This is a genomic window from Aquimarina gracilis (genome assembly GCF_035285365.1).
In the GTDB taxonomy this organism is placed as follows: Bacteria; Bacteroidota; Bacteroidia; order Flavobacteriales; family Flavobacteriaceae; genus Aquimarina; species Aquimarina gracilis.
Genome location: NZ_JAYKLX010000002.1, coordinates 85,136 through 105,816 on the forward strand (window position 1 = coordinate 85,136; position 20,681 = coordinate 105,816).

Here is a 20,681-nt window from a genome sequence, read left to right on the forward strand (position 1 = left end):
CCACTACACAAAAAGCGTCAAAAAGTCAGTTTAGCCCATCGAAATAATGACTTTTTGTCTTATTATCTTGTTTATCCCTGCCAGAAAAACAAAAAAGCCTTAAAAGTAAATTACAACATTGTTTACAATTTACTTTTAAGACCTTTCACATTCAAAGTCTAGTTTTACTCTTCTCTAGAACACATCAAACAGGTTACCTATGGATAGCATTACTGCATGCAGCAGGTAGATTTTGAACAAATTGCTTTAAAGCTTTTAAGTCAACAAACAATATTCCGTAAAAAAATTTCATTCACATACTTTTTTAGAGTTACAAAACATATTCAAACGTATACAATATAGCAACCCAATAAACAATACCTTAAAAATCAATTAGTTAAAATCAACAAACGGTAGCGCTTTTCGATGAAACACATTAAAAAACCTTAAAACCGGAGAAATATTTACCTAAAAACCTTTAATCCCTTAAAAAGAAAACATTACAACACAATTTTAAAATTAAATACTTTTATATTTACAGTATGCCTATTACTTTTAAGTAACAAAGCCTACCTTTGTCTCATGGGATTAACAAACAATGATATTTTCAAAAAACTTCGTGTAGCACACAAATTACGTGATGATGATATTGTAAAAATTTGTGCTCTGGTAGACTTCAAAGTTACCAAAAGTGAATTAGGTGCTTTTTTTAGAAATGAAAACCACCCTAAATACATGGAATGCGGAGATCAAATACTACGCAATTTTTTAAATGGACTCATTATTCATCTACGCGGTCCTATGCCCGTAAAAAAAGACAACAAGAAACCTAATTCAGGCTCAAAATAGAACATGGACTTCAAAATAAATGCTTATTTTGGCAGAAACTAATCAACAATCTATCAATTAAGTATTTATGCTGACTTCTATCGAAAAACAACAATTCAGAGAAGAACTTTTTAGACACCTAGATGGAATTGCTGTAGCCCCTATTGCCTTTTCTTTGTTTAAAAATGGCATTACTGAATACTTACTTACTAAAGAAAATTCTACGATAACTGAAGTCACAGCTAAATTCAAAGCAAATGAAGGGTATTTAAATGTTGCGTTACGCATCTTAAGTTCACAAGGATGGCTGGATTATAAGATCACTGAGGAAGAGATTTATATTAGTACAAATGACCGTTCAAAGATTGCTTTTGACCATCTGTATTTATATGAAGATGCAGTAAACCTTTTAGAATATTCAGGTAAATTTCATCCTCGAAAATTCGAATTAGAACCTTTTCATAAACTAGAAAAACTATTTCAGAAATACGAAAAGAGATTTAATCTAGAAGAATCGTCCAATACTAAAGTTACCGAAATTCAAAATCAGATTTTGAAACACATTGAAGGAATCCTGGTTGGCCCTACTACAGTTCATCTTGGAATGGGTGGAATGTTTCACAAATATTTTATGGAAGCTTCTTTTAGCGCCGATGAGTATCATAAATTCCCTAAAAGCTTTGATACCATTCTTACATTTTTGTGTTATTTGAAATGGTTCAGCAAATCAAACAATAACTACACGTTCACCAACAAAGGCCTTTTTTTTGCTAAAAGAGCCAGTGCTTATGGAGTTACTGTATCATACATCCCTATGTTCAGGCAAATAAATGAATTGTTATTTGGCAATCCTAACATTTTATGGAGCCCTGCAAATGAAAATGAAAGTCATGTAGATCGCGAAATGAATGTTTGGGGAAGCGGAGGTGCCCATGCATCATATTTTAAAAAAATTGATGAGATTATCATTAGCCTATTCAATAAACCATTGGAAGAACAACCAAAAGGAATTTTGGATATGGGATGCGGCAACGGAGCCTTTTTGATCCATCTTTTTGAAGTAATCGAATCCAAAACATTAAGAGGGAAACACCTCGATGATCACCCTCTTTTTCTAGTAGGTGCAGATTATAATAAGGCAGCCTTAAAAGTTACGCGGGCCAACTTGATACAAGCCGATATTTGGGCAAAGGTGATATGGGGAGATATAAGTGACCCCGACCTATTACAGAAAGACCTGAAAGAGAACTATAACATAGATTTAAAAGATCTTTTATCGGTAAGGACATTTTTGGACCATAATAGAATTTGGAGTGACCCTACTTCTTCATTAAACAAGCCTAGTCAATCTACAGGAGCATTTGCGTACAGAGGAAAAAGACTAAACAATAATGATGTAGAACGTAATTTGAAAGATCATTTCAAAAAATGGGCATCTTACATCAAAAAATTTGGACTGATCGTTATCGAATTACATACGATACCGCCCGAATTAACCGCCAAAAATATTGGAAAAACGGCAGCTACCGCTTATGATGCAACCCATGGATTTTCAGACCAATACATCCTCGAAATTGAATCTTTTTTAAAAATAACAAAAGAAGTAGGATTACTGAGTGATAAAAAACATTTTTCAAAGTTCCCAGATTCAGAATTGGCAACAGTAAGTATCAATTACTTAATTGGAAAATCTTAACTTCGGGTAAATTTTGTAATTACATCTTCATGTTTGGGGTATTGGTTTATTAATGCTTTTCTATCTGCCAATTCAAAATCTTCAAAATCAAAACCTGGAGACACGGTACAACCAACTAATGAATAATCATCAATTTCTTTAACGCTAGAAGCAAACCAGCACCCGGCAGGTACCACCAGCTGTGGTAATTCCCCTTGATCAAGATGCATTCCGACCGCATACCTATGATACTCTCCTTTTTGATCAATTACATGAACATACAATGAAGACCCTTGATAATAATGCCAAATTTCATCCTGTTTTATTCTATGAAATGCAGAAAAGTTTTCTGAGGTAAGCAGGAAATAAATTGCGGTGCAATAATTACGATCTCCACTAAAATTACCTACCAAAGCCGATTTATTGACCACTCCTTCACTTCTATAAGTTTCTTTGTAGTACCCCCCTTCAGGATGTGGATCCATACGCAAAGCCTTAACTATTTCATTAATTTTTGAATTCATAATTTGTTATTTTAGTATATAAAAAAAGCGATCTCAAAAAAGACCGCTTTCTTTTATCATAAACTAATACTATTATTTAAGCCAAAACAGCTTGTACTTTATCTGCTGCTTCTTGAAATAACACAGCACTTTGCACATCTAGACCACTGTTATCGATCAATTCTTTTGCGATATCTGCATTCGTTCCTTGTAAACGCACAATAATTGGAACATTAATTGCATCTCCCATGTTTTTATACGCATCGACTACACCTTGAGCTACTCGATCACAACGAACGATTCCTCCAAAAATGTTAATCAGGATTGCTTTCACATTAGGATCTTTAAGAATAATTCTAAATGCAGTTTCAACACGTTTTGCATCTGCGGTACCTCCTACATCAAGAAAGTTGGCAGGCTCTCCACCAGCTTGTTTGATCAAATCCATAGTCGCCATAGCCAGACCTGCTCCATTCACCATACACCCCACATTACCATCAAGATCGACATAGTTAAGACCAACTTCTTTAGCCTCTACTTCGATTGGGTTCTCTTCACGGATATCACGCATATCAACATAATTCTTATGACGATACAATGCGTTATCATCTAAGGTAACCTTGGCATCTACCGCCATTATTTTCTCATCACTTGTTTTCAATACAGGATTGATCTCGAATAAAGAAGCATCAGACTTTACATAAGCAGTGTATAATGCCATTACAAACTTTACCATTTCTTTGAATGCCGCACCACTTAACCCAAGGTTAAATGCTACTCTACGAGCCTGAAAAGGCAAAATTCCAACAGCAGGATCAATTTCTTCAGTAAAAATTAAATGTGGAGTTTCTTCAGCAACCGTTTCAATATCCATACCTCCTTCAGTAGAATACATAATCATGTTACGACCTGTAGTACGATTTAGTAAAACGGACATATAAAATTCATCTGGTTCACTATCTCCTGGATAATACACATCCTCTGCCACAAGTACCTGGTGAACTTTTTTACCCTCTGCAGATGTTTGAGGAGTAATCAAATTCATCCCTATGATTTGTTCTGCGATTGATTCAACTTCTTGAAGATTTTTTGCCAGCTTAACTCCTCCACCTTTTCCTCTTCCACCTGCGTGTACTTGCGCCTTTATCACATGCCAACTTGTTCCAGTCTCGGCAGTAAGTTGTTTTGCTGCTGCTACAGCTTCATTTGCATTTTGAGCTACAATACCTCGCTGTATACGCACTCCAAAGCTGCTTAATATCTCTTTACCCTGATATTCGTGTAAGTTCATACTGTATTTTTTTTACCTTTTTTTAGGAGTCCCAAAAATAGGAAAAGTGAAGTAACTGTGCCAATCTTTTCTGGTAAAAAACTTTAGGGTGTTTTTACGTACAAAACGATCTAACTTATTCTAGCAAACTTGGGTTCAAAATTACAATTGAAAGTCTTCAAAATCCAACGGGTCAAAATTTTTAAAATGTCCATTCATCTGAATAACTTCTTTTGCCCTGTTCATTTCCTTTACTACAGGAATAGTAATTTTAAGATGCCCTATAAGATAATTGAGACGCTCCAACTCGCTTCGTAAGGTAAGAAGGTGGTATTCTTGATGTAAAGCCAATCCTATTTTATGGGCTACTTGATAACTAATAAATGGAATATCAAATACCGGAGGGTTTTCAATGGTAAGTTCTACATACAGAATAGCAATATTTTTAAGTAATTCTTCCTGAAGTTCCTGGGCGCTTCCATCATTATCTTCAAGAAACTCTATCTCGCCACCAGCATAAAGTTTACCTGGCATTTGCTCATAAAAGTTTTTAACCCTAAAAATTCTTGTCCCCAAACAAATAACATCACTTTCTCCCTCTGGATATTTTCTTGAAATTTTTTGCAATTTTACTTCGGTCCCGTAATCGAGTTTGTTATTTATATATGTAGGTATCCCAAATGGGATATTTTCTTTTTCACAATCATCAATTAATTGCTGATACCTTTTTTCAAAAATATGCAATGGTAATTTCTCTCCTGGATAAACAACGGTTTGTAATGGAAAAAGAGGAAGCATGGTTTTTTATTAAAAATACTAATTAACTATCTTCTTCTAACTTAAACACACGTTAAAAATCTCAAAATCTATCGTTGTAGTAGATTTTTTCCTTTTATCATATTAATATCTATAATTTTATTGATAATTTCGTAAGCTTAAATTTGTGACACGATGGAAAATGAAAATTTATTAGCAGTAGCAAGAGAGTTTGGGAGTCCAGTTTATGTATACGACTCTTCAAAAATTATTTCACAGTACAACCGCCTTTTTGACGCCTTTAAAAAAGTCAAACGGGTAAAACTTAACTATGCGGTGAAAGCACTATCTAATCTTGCCATTTTGAAGCTAATGAATTCATTAGGCGCAGGATTAGACACTGTCTCTATTCAGGAGGTGAAATTAGGGTTATTGGCAGGCGTAAAGCCTGAGAACATTATTTTTACTCCCAATGGTGTATCACTTGAAGAGATTGAGACCGTTTCTGCAATGGGCGTACAGATAAATATTGACAACCTTTCTATTTTGGAACAGTTTGGAACCAAGAATCCTAATGTTCCGGTTTGCATACGAATCAATCCACATGTTATGGCCGGAGGGAACAGCAAAATATCTGTTGGTCATATCGACAGTAAATTTGGTATTTCTATTCATCAAATTCCGCATATTTTAAGAATTGTTGAAAATACTGGAATGAATATCAATGGCATTCACATGCACACAGGTAGTGATATTTTGGATGTTGAAGTATTTTTGTATGCCAGTGAAATCTTGTTTGAAACTGCCAAGAATTTCAAAAATCTTGACTTTATTGATTTTGGAAGTGGGTTTAAAGTACCCTATAAAGAAGGAGATATTGAAACAAACATTGAGGAATTTGGAGAAAAACTTACCAAACGTTTTAATGCTTTTTGTAAAGAATATGGAAAAGAATTAACCTTAGGGTTCGAACCTGGTAAATTTCTGGTAAGTGAAGCGGGATATTTCCTGGCCAAAGTAAATGTGGTAAAACAAACCACTTCTACAGTTTTTGCAGGAATTGATAGTGGTCTCAATCATTTGATCAGACCCATGTTTTATGGTTCTCATCATGATATTATCAATGTTACCAACCCCGAAGGAAGAGAGCGTTTTTACTCGGTAGTTGGATACATTTGTGAAACAGATACATTTGCCACCAATAGAAGAATTGCAGAAATTACCGAAGGTGATATCATAGCTTTTAAAAACGCAGGTGCTTATTGTTATTCTATGTCAAGCAATTACAATTCACGTTACCGTCCGGCGGAAGTATTGTGGCACAATGGTGAAGCACATTTGATTCGTAAACGTGAAGAATTTGATGATCTAACAAGAAATCAGGTAAATATTGATATTTTTTCCAAGGTTACCGAGTCGGTCTCTTAATAGAGAAGAGAAGACATACAAACCAAAATAGCCAGGTCATGATGGGCCTGGCTATTTTGGTTTGTACTCACTCTCTTATTCCGGGTTGAAGAATTTTAAAGTTTTCTTTACTTTTTGCCTCATCCACCATTCTTTTTACATCGGCAAGCAACTTTTTTGCATTATACACAATCCCATCTTTTATGGTATATCTCACTCCTCCCGCCCGAATTACTTTATTATCTTCGGTAAGCCGAATAGCACCTGTACCATATAATACTTTTAAGTTTTTTAAAGGATTTTCATCAACAATTACAAAATCAGCAAATTTCCCAACCTCAATAGACCCAATTTTATTAGAAACCCCAAGGGCTTCAGCCCCATTCAACGTGGCAGATCTTATGACTTCCAAAGGATGAAAACCAGCTTCTCTTAGCAATTCTAATTCTCGTACATAGGCAAAACCATATAATTGAAAAATAAATCCTGAATCTGATCCCACCGTAACACGCCCTCCTCTATTCTTATATTCATTAACAAATGTCATCCACAAAAGGTAATTTTCACGCCAAGCCACTTCTTGTTCTGTACCCCAATCGTGCCAATAAGAGCCATGCGAAATTTTACTTGGTTGATAAAAACGCCATAATGAAGGTAGCGTATAATCTTCATGCCATTCTGCTCTCCGTGCCCGCTGCAAATCCCTGCTAGCCTCATAAATATTAAATGTAGGATCCAATGTGAAGTCAAGCTCCAAAAGTTCGTTCATCACCTTATTCCAGTGATCAGAATACGGCTTTGCTGCTTGTTTCCACAATCTTCCGGCCTCTTCAAATCGATTTTGTTCATTTTGATAATTATAATCCAAAGGGTAATGTTGCACCGTTCGATCTTCAAAAAGAGCCTCTGGAAGTCCATACCAGTGCTCCATTGAAGTAAGTCCTGCCCTTGCCGAATTCAAAACATTCCAACGTGCAACGTCGATTTGTGCGTGATGACAAGCAGAACGCAACCCGAGCTTTTTATTTTCATCGAGAGCCGCCTTCATAATCTCTGGAGCCGCTCCAAAAAACTTAACACCGTCTGCCCCTTTTTTTGCATTTTCTCTTACCCAATTGCGCGCCATTTCTGGACTGCTAATAGGCACTTTAGAACCTTGACCAAAACCTGTATATGCAAAAATACGAGGGGCAATAATTTCATTTTTTTCACTAGAACGTTTCAGTTTCATGGTCCAATCTACACCTCGCCCACTTGGCTCTCTTACAGTAGTGATCCCATGCGCCATCCATAGTTTAAAAACATAATCGGCTTCGGCCCCTTGCGCTACTCCACCTATATGACCATGCATATCCACAAAACCAGGTAGTATATATTTTCCTTTGGCATTAATTTCTTTACCACCAGGTTTCAATTTTGGGCGTTTATTAGCATCTATAGGAACTCCCGGGTACCCAACTACCACAATGCTTTTAATAACATTATTTTCTACAACAATATCTACCGGACCTCTTGGTGGCGAACCATTACCATTGATTAAGGTTGCCCCTCTAATAATAAGTTGAGAAAAAGGCCCTTCACTTACATCTTGAGAAAACAAAGAAAAACAGATAAAGAAAACTAATGCATACAAAAAGTAATTCTGAATATTCATTATTAGCGAGATAGATTAATATGCGATTATAGATAAAGACTAAACTTACAGAATTCACCACAAAATAAAGAAACTACTAAGAATATTTTAACTGAATTCACTTTTATTCTCCATTCCAAAAAACTATATAGATAGCTCAAAAGCAATATGTTAACTAATTTTAAGACAGTTTTTTCTTATTTTTAAAACACACCTAATCAAATCGTTTTAATCATGGAAAAGTTACAATGGAGCTCGTTCACCAAAAAAATTTATATTCATGCTCCTATCAAAAAAATATATGATTTGTGGGCAACTACTGAAGGAATAACTTCATGGTTCTTAAAAAGTGCAGAATATAAGAGTGCAGAAGGCCTAATCAGAAAATCTGACGAATACATTCAGAAAGGAGATACATATATTTGGTGTTGGCATAACTGGGATGGAAAGGAAGAAGGAAAGGTCCTAGAAGCAAATGGGAAGGATTATTTGGAAATTACTTTTGAAACTTCTAAAGTTTCGGTTCAATTGAAACAAAAGAATAACGTAACTATCGTCATTCTTACACAATACGAAATTCCTGTAAATGAAGAAAGTAAATTAAGAGTGCATTTTGGCTGCAGTAACGGGTGGACTTTTTGGTTAACGAACCTTAAAGCTTTTCTAGAACATGGTATTTTGCTTAATGAAACAGAAATTAATCTACAAGAAAACGAGCTAGCCGGTTACGAATTTGTAAATATGTAATTAATCAGAATGTTTTTATGTTTCTAATCAAATATTCTAATCCGTTAAGTTTAAGTTCGTATATAGTTTGTAATTGTTTTCCCAGAAGTCCTTTTGGAAAACCTTTGGTATGATACCAAACAATGTAGTATTCGGGAAGATCTATAAGATACCTATCTTTATATTTACCATAGGGCATCTTTGTATGTGCTAATTTTAATAAGAATTCTTTAGATGGTTGGAGATTCATTTATACAGCGTGTACTATTTTTCATAATCTCTATAATACCACATTAGAGTTTCTATTTTTTTCTCCCACTTCTTTTGGTTAGCTGCATTTTTAGAATGATCAGTTTCTTCATCGTACCTTTCCTGCATATTGATTCTCATTCTTTCTACCAATTTATACATCTTATTAAGGTCTCTTCTGATATTTTCGCCTGCCCTGTATTCTTTTAAGCGTTTACGCATTATACGAGCATGCAATTCTGAAATGTCAAAATGTAATTGTTCATGAGAGAGTAGTGCTTTGGACATTTGACCTCGTTTAACCCAAGACAAGGAAGGATAGCAAAAGCTGTCAACTTGATAATTTAATTCGATTTCTCCTTTATCCTTACCATAAGACCATTGATATGTAATCCCTGTATTCACTGCCGCGTCAAAATGACTATTAGTCTCTGGTTTGCCTCTAAAATCGGACCAATCTAATTCGCTTCTTTCGGCATATGAGAATTTTCCGACATAACCATTATTATTGGCAACAAATAAAAATAAAATAATAGTAAAGTTTTTAATCATAATTGTAACAATTATGCCCAACCAAAAGTTATTTCTCTCCCTATTTCACAGTGCCGGGGGTACAATATGGGGCTAATATTGTTGACACCTCCTAAAATAGATTTTCCTTTTTCAATTCTAAATATACATAATATTAGAATCCAATGTAAATTATTTTTCCTGTGTATTCCTTACAATTACATGTAATCAATTATAATGCCAAGAAAAATTTATTCCTACAAAAGTTTTCATAGAAAAAAGTTAATCTTAACATCTTCAAATATATAGAAAAATCTCTTTTTATTCTAATCGAATTTGAGTTTTTCTTCAACAAAAAAACAAATTTATTTGATAATACTTGTATAGTTTTCTTCTATTTATTATTGAATATCAATAAGTTAATCTATCAAAGTCAACTTAAGATCATTATCAAATTTTATGATATAGGTAGCATCATTGCAGTATCCGCCTAACATTTTTTTGGTATAATTGAATTTATTTTCCACATATTGTGTGGTACCTTCAAAGGAAACCGCATGATACATATCGTCTGCCGATCCTAGCCTCATTAAGATATCATAAGCAATATCAAACCCTCTAACAGCCCAGTTATTAGGATCAGAACCGTAGATAGCTTTATACTTTTTTGTAAAAGGTGTAACGTGTTTATTTCCTTCTTCATCTTCTTCATCAAATTCTTTATAAAAAGAAGGGTAATGAAGATGAAGTTTGGACAAATGCTCATTTTTAACACTATCATCATCAAAAGCACTATTTTTATCAGAGGTAAACAACGTTATTTTATGACTCTCTGCTTTAGCATTTAGCAAAGGAATTACATTACTTAACATTGCCACATCGTTCGACTCAAGAAAAACCCAATTAGGCTTGTTTTCTACCAAAACCTTACCAAGGTGAACTTCGTACAAATAATTCCCTTCTTCTATTTTGGCCACCTTGGCCTCAGGGAATTTAGCCTTTAGCTTTTCTTTAATTTCTTCATATTTTTTGCCTTGTTGGACTATGATAATTATGTTTTTATCGGTCGAATCCTTCTCTACATAAGAGATGATTCTTTCCTGAAGCATTTCATTGGTAGGACGCGTTTGAAAGAAATTATCATAAAGATTTGATTCTTTTCTAGAAGCAGGAGAAAAAATAGGAGTCTCATACTTACGTAGTTCTGCAGCCACGGTTTCTAAATTATTCTGATAGAGCGGGCCAATGACGGCATCTGTTCCTTCAAAATCATGATCCTTTAATATTTTTCTGATATGTTGGGTATTGTTATTTTTCTTTGTATCAAACACATTAAGCTCTGTGGTTATTCCTTTAGTTTTTGCAGAATCAACCGCTATCAAAATACCACTGTAAAGATCTAAAGCTATTCTTAAACTTTGTTTCTTTTTAAGATGTTCTTCCGTTTCCTGAATAACTTCAAAATTTAAAGTATCCAAACTAAAAGGAAGCATCACAGCTACTTTCTTAGGTTTAAAGTTATACAATTTACTTCCTAAATCAAGATATTTTCCTATTTGCGGAATTGTAGCCGCCATTGTATCTTTTGGTATCGTAATTACCATCCCTGCTTTTAATCCTTCTCGTAAATACGGATTCATATTAAACAAAGAATCTGAAGAAATTCCGGTACGTTTTAGTATTCCAAAAATAGTTTCTTTTGGCTTCACCTCATATAACTCAAACCCTGGTTGTATAGAATCTTTTAGAGATACAAAAATTGTGGTTGGCACCGTTATTTCCATACCGATTGGAAAATCAGGATCCATAGTTGGGTTAAGTTGTTCCAACTGAGTGATTGTGATTCCGTGTCGTCTTGCTATACCATATCGTGTATCTTTAGGTTTTACGATGTACCTGGTAGTGGTAGTAAGTCTACTGTTTGGGCTTATACTATCAATTTCTGTAGGTTTTGCTACTGCCGTGGTTTCTTGAGCAAATACAGGAATTCTAATCTTATCTTTCTTTTTTATTTGTTCAGAATATAATCTCTTGTTCTGTTTTTTTATATCCTCAACTGTAATATTATATTTTTTTGCAATTCCATATAATGTTTCTTTGCGCTTTACTTTGTGAGTGATAAAACGGATTATTTTTTGTTCTTCGGGAATTATTTTAAGGCTATCAAGAACAGCATCTTTACCCTCTTCACTTCCCAAATCCAGTGCAGTTTGTTCTTTCTTCTCAATTTTACCAACTCTAAGAATTTGCCCTAAGTTAATACCATTAACTGCTTCGGGGTTTAATATAAAAATAGCTTCTTGAGTTGTATTATATTTCTGTGAAAGGCTAAAGACAGTATCTCCTTTTTCTACAACATGAGTTTTATATTCCTCGTCATTAACCACAGGGATGGCAAGAATTTGCCCCTCTTGGATTCCATCTTTGGCAGTGGGATTAATTTTATAAATTGCCTCGGGAGTTGTATTATAGCGCTTTGCTATTCTATATACATTTTCCCCTTTGACAACCGTATGACTTTTATACTGCTGTGCCATGGCAGAATTACCAATAACCAACAGTATAAAGAACAATAAAAACTTTTTCATTTAATTCTATTTTTTTAATTCCCCAACTCCAAACTTACAATATAATCATGATTCTATTCCCATTCTATGGTAGCTGGAGGCTTTGAGCTAATATCATATACTACTCTATTAACGCCTTTTACCCTGTTTATTATTGTGTTAGAAGTTTTTTGTAAAAATTCGTATGGTAAATTCACCCAATCTGCCGTCATACCATCTGTACTTTCTACAGCACGCAACGCCACACAATTTTCATAGGTTCTTTCGTCTCCCATTACTCCTACACTTTGTACGGGTAACAAAATAGCTCCTGCCTGCCAAACTTTATCATACAATCCATTTTCTTTCAAACCATTTATAAAAATAGCATCTACTTCTTGCAAAATACGAACTTTATCGCTTGTAATATCTCCCAAAATACGAATAGCAAGTCCAGGGCCCGGAAACGGATGTCTACCCAATAACTCTTTATCCATACCCATAGATGCTCCTACTCGTCTTACCTCGTCTTTAAATAACATCTTGAGAGGCTCTACTATTTTTAGTTTCATATAATCTGGCAACCCGCCAACATTATGATGACTTTTGATGGTAGCACTTGGACCTCCCGAAACAGAAACGCTTTCTATAACATCTGGATATATTGTTCCCTGCGCCAACCATTTTACATCCTCTATAGCATGTGCTTCATCATCAAAAACCTCAATAAACACTCGTCCAATTGCTTTACGCTTTTTCTCTGGATCGCTTTCTCCTGCTAGAGCTTCCAAAAAACGTGCCGAAGCATCTACTCCTTTTACATTTAACCCCATCCCCTCATAACGCTGTAATACGGTCGAAAACTCGTTTTTACGAAGTAACCCATTGTTTACAAAAATACAATGCAAGTTTTTACCAATGGCTTTATGGAGTAGCATAGCAGCAACTGAAGAATCTACACCTCCAGAAAGCCCTAATACTACTTTATCATTTCCTAGCTGTTCTTTTAGATTATTTACCGTCTCATCAACAAACGAATCTGGAGTCCAATCCTGTGCAACGCCGGCTATGTCTACCAAAAAATTCTTTAAAAGTTGTGTGCCATCTTTTGAATGATACACTTCCGGATGAAACTGAATAGCATACGTTTTTTCACCATTGATCTTAAATGCCGCATTCTTCACATCATGTGTACTTGCCAAAAGTTCACCATTTGTTGGTAATTCTTTTATAGTGTCACTATGACTCATCCAAACTTGTGAACCTTCAAAAATGTTTTGAAACAATTCATCAGTATTGATATAGGATAAATTTGCACGGCCGTATTCTCGAGTATTGGATGCCGCAACTTCTCCACCGCCAAAATGGGCAAGATATTGTGCCCCATAACAAATTCCCAATAATGGTTTTTTTCCCTGTATTTCAGAGAGATCTGGATGTGCTACATCTTCTCCTCGAACCGATATCGGGCTACCCGATAATATAACAGCCCCATAATCACTAATATCTTTTGGAGGTTTGTTGTATGGATGTATTTCTGAATATATATTAAGCTCTCTTACACGACGCCCAATAAGTTGCGTAACCTGTGACCCGAAGTCTAAAATAAGTACCTTGTTGTTTTGCATAGGCAAAAATAAAATTAAATTCAGAACCCCGAAATCCTAAATTGATAATTTTTACAAAGCGTATTATTTTTATCAACTATTAAATCTATTACGTGATATTATAAGAAAACCAAATCACTAAAAAACTTTGGTCAACAAATATAAAAACTTCATTTTGCTAACAACAAAAAAACACAACCCTCTAGTTAACAATGCTATAAAATAATTATTCGTACATTTAATAGCTTATTCACCAACCAATTATATGGGCTCTTTTCTAAAATTACTCCTCCTTTTGGGATGTCTTTGTTGTTATTCAACATTTGCCCAAAGCAAAAAAAAGATAGATAGCTTGCAAAAAATTATCAATGAAACCGATATTGATACAATCAAAGCTATAAACTATTTATGGATTGCCGAATATAGTATGTATAACAATCCAAAACTCACCTTGGATGTTATCAATAAAGCCGAATTACTATACAAAAAGAGCAATTACTCCAAACAAATGGGAAAAGTATACGGCCAAAAAGCAAACTATTACTATAGACAAGGAAAGATAGACTCGGCCAGACATTACTTGCAAACATCTGCGGTTTTTTTTCTAGAACAAAAAGATACATTAAGAGCTGCAAACATCAGGCATAATATCGGAATTTTAGATCATTATCAAGGAAATATGGAAAGTGCCATAGAAATTATGGAAAGTAATATTCCGGTTTTTATACAACTTAATGATTCCTTACGATTAGGTAACACCTATCATATAATTGGCAATATTTTTAAATCAAAAGGGTACTACAACATCTCCCTAAAAAATTCACTTAAAGCCTTAAAAATACATCAAAAAGTAAAAGATAATTTTAGAACAGCAGAAGATCTTCTACAAATAGGAACCACATACCAAGCACTTGAAGAACATGAAAAGGCAATCGAAATTTTCAAAGAAAGTTACGATTTGTACGAGAAAGAAGAAAACATACAAAACATAGCCCATATCTTAAATTATATAGGGTCTTCTAATGTAGCATTGAAAAAATACAATGAGGCAGAGAAAAACTTCAAAGAAGCTCAAAAGCTTTCTATTGAACAAGAGTATAAGGCCAATGTTGCCAGAACTTACGTGAACTTTGGGAATCTAGAATATGAAAAAGAAAATTATAATGTTGCTATCGATTTCCTGACAAAAGGGTATGATTTATGGCAATCTATCTCTTCACCCTATAATGAAGCTGATGTTCTTTTTGACATTGGAAAAGCGACTTTGGCCAATAAAGAATATAGTAAATCGGTTCAGTTCTTTAATAAAAGTATTGAATTAGGAGACTCTATTAACGACCCAAGAGTTTTAACCAAAGCTCATCTGTATAAATCTACTGCCCTTGAAAAGTTAAGGAAATACAAAGAATCTCTGGAAAGTTTTAAAAAGAATAAAACGTTCAGTGATACTATTTTTACTACAGAAAATCGTCGTGCCACAAAGGAACTACAGATTGTCTATGAAACTGAGAAAAAAGAGCAAGAAATTGCGCTTCAAAAAAGCGAAATAGAATTATTAGAACAAAAGGCCAAAACCAATAATTTACAACGCATTCTGTTAGGAGCTGGTTTATTTCTCTCTTTAATCATCTTTGGTCTTGGTGTATACGGACTTCGACAAAAAATAAAACGTAATAAACTTGAGAAAGAAAAGCTAGATAGTGAGCTAGCTTTCAAACGGAAAGAGCTTACTACACATGCGCTGCACCTTGCCAAAAAAAATGAAGTATTAGAAGGGTTAAAACAAAAAGCAGAAGAACTAAAAACTTCTCAAAATGACACCAACGGTTATCAGCAACTAATCCGCACTATCAATTTTGATCTACAAGACGACAATAACTGGGAAAATTTTGCCAGATATTTTGAAGAGGTTCATAAAGATTTTAATAGCAACGTTAAAAAGAAGTATCCTGAAGTTACTTCAAATGAACTGCGGTTAATGGCGCTTTTAAAAATGAATTTATCTTCAAAAGAGATGGCAAACATTCTTAACATTTCACAAGAAGGAATCAAAAAAGCCAGGTATCGCCTGCGGAAAAAACTGCAAATCACTACCGACGCTTCTTTACAAGATACCGTATTAAACCTGTAAAAACAGGGGTTTATACTTGCACTTTCTTTTTATCATCTATTTAATTTTGAGGTGTCCACTGTTTGTCCACCACCTAATTTTCTTTACGACAAATCAACACTTTAGGTTTGTAATGTCATTAAGTTGACTCGTACCGTTTTGTGGTGTTCTGTCCGAATTAGGGGCTGCAGACTTTAGCGGACAGATCACACAAAATAACGATAATTAATAAACCACAAAACATTTTAATTATGGAAACGCTTAAAAGAAATTTGGGAAAAATGTTACCATTACTTTTCATCATAATGGTAATAGCTTGCAGTAAAGATGATGGAGATGACGTACAACCAACAGTAACAGAAGTGGAAGAACTTCCTGGTATTGACTTGGAAGAATTCGAGATTGATAAAGGTGAAATAGGTGTTAGTATTAATGCCCGAAGTATTGCAAGAAAAGGATACAAGCCTACTACAGCAGATGTAATAGTGACCGCAACCACTGGGGATTACAGTCAAAAAGTTCCTTTCGACGAATTTAACAACATTGCCAATCTGTCCTTCAAAAATGAAAATCTTTCTGAAGAAGCACAAGCCGAGCTTAAAGATGGTGTCGCAATAACCATAAAGGTCCTGGACGAAAACGAAAATGAACTAGTTACCAAGGTAATTTCAAAAATATCCTTTACTTCGAGCCCTTCAGAGGAATTGATTTCTGCGGATGATCTTGAAGATCGATATGCCAAAGTAAGTATTCGGGAAGATGTAAAACACTATATGCAAATAGTAACAGGTGATAATGATGAAGTTTATGGAGCACCAAACTCCATACTTTTTCCGAATACTGTGCTATTAAACACTCCTATTGTAGTTAGCCAGTTGGCTGATTTAGATTACAATTCAGAAAATACAGAGACATTCACTACCTATAGGTTTGAAGAAATTCCGAATGAAGAAGGTGTATTTACAATCTCTGTACATAACGGAACTGATATACACTATTTATATATTGTTCCCGCAAATTCAGAGCTTCGAATTCAAAGTAAAGCTAACCTGATTAGAAACGGGGGGAACAATACAGGAAACCCACCTAATTATAGGTTCAGGATAGAAAAAGCAGAGGCCGGCTTATATACAATAACGCCAACATTTACGGGGAATCCACTAGCACTAATTGGTGATCGTTTAAATGCTGGAAATAGTAATTCTGGCCCCGCTTATTTTAGAATTTTATCCTTTGATATTGATTGGGACATACAGCCCATAGAATCCAAATTTATGCATCCCATCCTTCCGGCTTCGACCACATCTGAGGCTTATAACAGTACATTAAGAAACTGTAGTAGCGGTTCACTCGAACAAACGGTAGGGAGATCAGAATCTTTGGAAACCAAAGAAATATTAGGTTGGGAAGAATCGATGTCGGTAAGTACGAGCCAAGAGTATTCTGTTTCTGTTACCATTGAAGCTGAAGTTTCTACCAAATTTTTTGGAGCAGGGGGATCTGTAAAAAGCTCGGTTACCGGAAGTTATGGTTTTAGCAAAACTCGCACCCAAACCAGCACCCGATCTGGGGGGTATGAAGAAACAAGAACAACGGAAATCTCAACCGAACGCACCCAAGGAGTTCCCCCAGGAACTGCAATTACGGTTGCCGACGTTTATCAAACTTATGAAAATGTTAGGATTCCGTACGTACAAAGATTCAGAATAAAAGGAAATTATCAAGAAGACGGCAAAGCACTTACTGGAGAAGAAATAACAACGCAATTCGCTTTCAACAGCTTTACAGGAGTAATCACCGATGTGCAAAGTGACTATATTGAGGTTACCGTTCGAGGTACAAATGTGATTAATAGACTTATAGAAACAGAAACTATCTCAAAAGATATTGAAGGAGCCTGTAGTAACTAATATCTCACATTTTCTTGTAAAAAAACATCTCGATTAATTCGGGGTGTTTTTTTTGATTGTACCTCCCAAATTGATTAACTTTATAAGACAAACGCCAACCAAAAAAGCCATGACCGAAATTATCTTCTCTACTATCGTAAACGATCTTAAAAAAGCTACAGAAACGCGAGAACATCCGTTTCGATATTTCACTTTTGCCACTTCAAGTATCAATGGCACACCAAGATTAAGAACACTCGTGCTACGAGAGCTGGATGAAGAGTTAAATCTAACCGTATATACCGATAAAAGATCTAAAAAAATCACGCATATCAATGAACACAATACGGTAAGTCTTCTTTTTCTCGATTCAGAAAGGTTAATACAACTCTCTATAAGAGCCAAAGCCAAGATTATAACAGATGACAACACTATAAAAAATATTTGGGATCAAGTACCTCAAAAATCACGAAAAGAGTATACTACAAAATTAGCTCCAGGTGAAGAGATTAAAAACCCCGAGCAGATAGATTTCCTTGAAGAAAAACACTTTCTTACCGCTATCAAGTTGATTCCTGATAAAATAGAATACTTGCGTTTAAACCGACCCAATCATATTCGGGTACTATTCAAAAAAGAAAATAATGATTGGAAAGGCACATATTTGGTTCCTTGAGTTATAAAAAACACCTATCAAAATATTTGTATATTCGTTCACGTATTTCCTACCTGCCTTTAATAATTCCTGTTTAAAATTCTAATCAAAGAATACACAATTAAATAAAAGAACGAATGAAAAAGAAAATTTTCAATACAGAAAAAATCATTGGATTTTCTGCGATGTTTATCAGTTTACTTACCCTTATCATTTTTTTATATCAAACAAGAGTAATTAGTAAACAAGCCAGATTATCGGTAACCCCAAGAATATCTTTTAATTCGAGCGTTGCTACTGCAGATTCTACCATTGTATTTAGTATAGGAATTAAAAATAATGGACTTGGTCCTGCCATCATCGATTCTTCAGCTATTTTTGCTAATAACAAATATTATCCTTTAGATTTTAAATCTTATACAGAAAAGAACTATCCCAAGGTTGACAGCCTTGCTTCTCATACAAGTTCATATTTTTTAACCAAAGGAGCTACTTTATTACCAAATAACGAAATCGTATTGACTGAAGCAGGAATACCTAAACGAGATATACCGGCGTTTTATAAGTTGTATAACCTAAAAGAGGGAGACACCGATTTTCCTTTTGACATTATTATATACTATTCTTCTATATATGAAGAAAAATGGAAAGTATCGCTTAAGGCCATGGGAAATCCAATTGAATTATAAGATTACTTCGGCTATTATAACCTGATCAGGGAGTTAAAACCAAAAACTCACCTTTCAAAGGATCAAGATGCTTGAGCAGAGTAGGAACAAGGTTCTCACCATACTCAAGATACATTTCAGAAAAATTAGTGTTACGTTCTTGTAAGCTTTGATTAGGAAATAACTCGTTTTGCAATGTTGTTAATCGTTTTACATGATCACTTAATTTGCGACGTTGCGCTTTTAGCAAACGTTTTTCGAGCACATCCAAACCTTTGAGTTGCTTTACTTCTTGTGCTTTTACTGCATTACCAAAAGTAACATCGGTCTGTTCTGCCAATTCGTACATGGCTTTAAACTGCTCTTGCAAATGCTTTCGTTGTGGATCAAAATTGATATCGATATTAGAAATACGACGTACTTTTCGGTTGATTAATTCATGTTGTTTTAAAAACAACTCGGTATCTGAAACATTTAATTTTTTGAGTTTTTCTGCTTGTTTTGGCGTTTGAACCAATACTGAATTACGCAGTAACAACATAGGAAATGGCACCTCAACAGCCTCAAAATAATCTTGCAGCTCAAACCAATAAGCCAGTTCTCCTCCTCCTCCAATATAACATAGGTTAGGTAAGATCACTTCTTGATACAAAGGTCGCATCATCACGTTGGGACTAAATCTTTCGGGCTCGTCATAAAGATGTTTTATGATCTCACTCTTGCTCCAAGAGATATCGGTCTCGTTCACAAAATACTTCCCATCTTGTTCTATGATTCTTTCCCGAATACCTTTGGCCAAATAAAAAAGGTTGATTTCTCTTGGGTTCACTTGCACCTTATATCCTAATTCATCAAGTTTATTGGCTTTTGGCAATATACTAGTATAGGAAACCTGTTCCAAAAGTTCTTTCTCTACATAAGGAACAAATAGGCGCTTTAGCTCTTGGTCATCTCCGTCAACAATGACCAAACCATATTCACCAAAGAGCGTATTAGCCAAATAACGCGTTGCTTCAGATAATGTATCGTGTTTCAAATAGGCTTCTTCAAAAAGTATTTTTAATTGTTCGGCATTTTGTCCTGCTCCTATTTCAGAAGAAAAAATCTCAAAAACTTTATCCAGGCCCTTGGTATCAAAACCACCAACCGCTCCGCCATCTTCGCGATTCCATTGTATCTTCTTTCCAAACAGATTAAAATAATTAATCTCGTCAAAATCATGGTCTTCTGTAGCCATCCAATACACCGGAACAAAATCATATGTAGGATGTTTCTCTTTTAAAACCTTGGTAAGGTTAATAGTCGAAACAATTTTATATAAAAAATAAAGAGGTCCTGTAAATAAATTTAATTGATGCCCGGTAGTTACAGTAAAAGTAGTATCTTTTTGTAAGAGCTTAATATTTTCCTTGGTTGCTTCTGTACAGCCAATACCCTGATATTGATTTTGCAGTGCCTCTACCAATACTTGTCTATTATCTGAAGAAAAGGATTGTTGTTTTTCCTCAATTTGACCATCAAAATTTTCTAGCTTGGGGAAACGATTATAAAATGCTTGTAACTCAGGTTTTTGATCTAAATAATCGCATATTAAGGAAGAAAAGTAATTCGTATCTCTAAACGGAATACAGTCGCTAGGCATAAATTATTCTTTTTTTAAAGGGTTAAAC

The 20,681-nt window shown here is 34.7% G+C and carries 17 protein-coding genes; 8 read left to right on the forward strand and 9 right to left on the reverse strand.

Annotated features, from left to right (window positions below; translation table 11 throughout):
- Positions 1-561: 561 nt before the first annotated feature.
- Both U6A24_RS03260 and U6A24_RS03265 read left to right on the forward strand, forming a co-directional pair.
- Positions 562-828, forward strand: a complete 267-nt coding sequence (locus U6A24_RS03260; protein ID WP_324178509.1) for a DUF1456 family protein — start codon at positions 562-564, stop codon at positions 826-828.
- A gap of 67 nt (positions 829-895) precedes the next feature.
- Entirely contained in the window at positions 896-2,503 is a 1,608-nt protein-coding gene (locus U6A24_RS03265) for a class I SAM-dependent methyltransferase (RefSeq protein ID WP_324178510.1), read from the forward strand.
- On the opposite strand, the gene U6A24_RS03270 is transcribed toward U6A24_RS03265, so the two are convergent.
- The 3 genes from U6A24_RS03270 to U6A24_RS03280 form a co-directional block, all read right to left on the reverse strand.
- On the reverse strand, positions 2,500-3,006 hold the full coding sequence (locus U6A24_RS03270; RefSeq protein WP_324178511.1) for a cupin domain-containing protein: 507 nt from the start codon (positions 3,004-3,006) through the stop codon (positions 2,500-2,502). The genes U6A24_RS03265 and U6A24_RS03270 overlap by 4 nt on opposite strands.
- A 76-nt stretch (positions 3,007-3,082) precedes the next feature.
- Positions 3,083-4,276 (reverse strand): ADP-forming succinate--CoA ligase subunit beta, encoded by a 1,194-nt coding sequence (gene sucC, locus U6A24_RS03275; RefSeq protein ID WP_324178512.1) that lies wholly within the window; start codon positions 4,274-4,276, stop codon positions 3,083-3,085.
- Positions 4,277-4,417: 141 nt separating this feature from the next.
- On the reverse strand, positions 4,418-5,053 hold the full coding sequence (locus U6A24_RS03280) for an LON peptidase substrate-binding domain-containing protein (protein WP_324178513.1): 636 nt from the start codon (positions 5,051-5,053) through the stop codon (positions 4,418-4,420).
- Between the two features lie 153 nt (positions 5,054-5,206).
- Between U6A24_RS03280 and lysA the strand changes: the two genes are divergently transcribed.
- A complete protein-coding gene (gene lysA, locus U6A24_RS03285) occupies positions 5,207-6,439 on the forward strand; it encodes a diaminopimelate decarboxylase (RefSeq protein WP_324178514.1) in 1,233 nt (410 codons plus the stop codon).
- Positions 6,440-6,506: 67 nt separating this feature from the next.
- Here lysA and U6A24_RS03290 read toward each other — a convergent pair whose 3' ends face one another.
- Positions 6,507-8,072: an amidohydrolase family protein gene (locus tag U6A24_RS03290; protein WP_324178515.1), complete on the reverse strand. Its 1,566-nt coding sequence runs from the start codon at positions 8,070-8,072 to the stop codon at positions 6,507-6,509.
- Between the two features lie 213 nt (positions 8,073-8,285).
- Between U6A24_RS03290 and U6A24_RS03295 the strand changes: the two genes are divergently transcribed.
- Positions 8,286-8,798, forward strand: a complete 513-nt coding sequence (locus U6A24_RS03295) for an SRPBCC family protein (RefSeq protein ID WP_324178516.1) — start codon at positions 8,286-8,288, stop codon at positions 8,796-8,798.
- A 4-nt stretch (positions 8,799-8,802) separates the two neighbouring features.
- Here the strand turns inward: U6A24_RS03295 and U6A24_RS03300 are convergent, their stop codons facing one another.
- The 4 genes from U6A24_RS03300 to guaA all read right to left on the reverse strand — a co-directional run bounded on the left by U6A24_RS03300 (position 8,803) and on the right by guaA (position 13,710).
- On the reverse strand, positions 8,803-9,027 hold the full coding sequence (locus tag U6A24_RS03300; RefSeq protein WP_324178517.1) for a DUF3820 family protein: 225 nt from the start codon (positions 9,025-9,027) through the stop codon (positions 8,803-8,805).
- A gap of 14 nt (positions 9,028-9,041) precedes the next feature.
- Entirely contained in the window at positions 9,042-9,578 is a 537-nt protein-coding gene (locus tag U6A24_RS03305) for a DUF922 domain-containing protein (RefSeq protein WP_324178518.1), read from the reverse strand.
- Positions 9,579-9,955: 377 nt separating this feature from the next.
- Positions 9,956-12,124: an amino acid ABC transporter substrate-binding protein gene (locus tag U6A24_RS03310; RefSeq protein ID WP_324178519.1), complete on the reverse strand. Its 2,169-nt coding sequence runs from the start codon at positions 12,122-12,124 to the stop codon at positions 9,956-9,958.
- Positions 12,125-12,177: 53 nt separating this feature from the next.
- Entirely contained in the window at positions 12,178-13,710 is a 1,533-nt protein-coding gene (guaA, locus tag U6A24_RS03315; RefSeq protein WP_324178520.1) for a glutamine-hydrolyzing GMP synthase, read from the reverse strand.
- A 331-nt stretch (positions 13,711-14,041) separates the two neighbouring features.
- On the opposite strand from guaA, the gene U6A24_RS03320 reads away from it, so the two are divergent.
- The 4 genes from U6A24_RS03320 (at position 14,042) to U6A24_RS03335 (ending at position 19,032) form a co-directional block, all read left to right on the forward strand.
- Positions 14,042-15,820 (forward strand): tetratricopeptide repeat protein, encoded by a 1,779-nt coding sequence (locus U6A24_RS03320; RefSeq protein WP_324178521.1) that lies wholly within the window; start codon positions 14,042-14,044, stop codon positions 15,818-15,820.
- Between the two features lie 230 nt (positions 15,821-16,050).
- Positions 16,051-17,709, forward strand: coding sequence for a hypothetical protein (locus U6A24_RS03325; protein WP_324178522.1), 1,659 nt, complete (start codon positions 16,051-16,053; stop codon positions 17,707-17,709).
- A gap of 109 nt (positions 17,710-17,818) precedes the next feature.
- Entirely contained in the window at positions 17,819-18,364 is a 546-nt protein-coding gene (locus U6A24_RS03330) for a pyridoxamine 5'-phosphate oxidase family protein (RefSeq protein WP_324178523.1), read from the forward strand.
- A 116-nt stretch (positions 18,365-18,480) separates the two neighbouring features.
- Positions 18,481-19,032, forward strand: coding sequence for a hypothetical protein (locus U6A24_RS03335; protein ID WP_324178524.1), 552 nt, complete (start codon positions 18,481-18,483; stop codon positions 19,030-19,032).
- Positions 19,033-19,057: 25 nt separating this feature from the next.
- Here U6A24_RS03335 and bshC read toward each other — a convergent pair whose 3' ends face one another.
- Positions 19,058-20,653, reverse strand: coding sequence for a bacillithiol biosynthesis cysteine-adding enzyme BshC (gene bshC / locus U6A24_RS03340; RefSeq protein WP_324178525.1), 1,596 nt, complete (start codon positions 20,651-20,653; stop codon positions 19,058-19,060).
- Positions 20,654-20,681 lie beyond the last annotated feature (28 nt).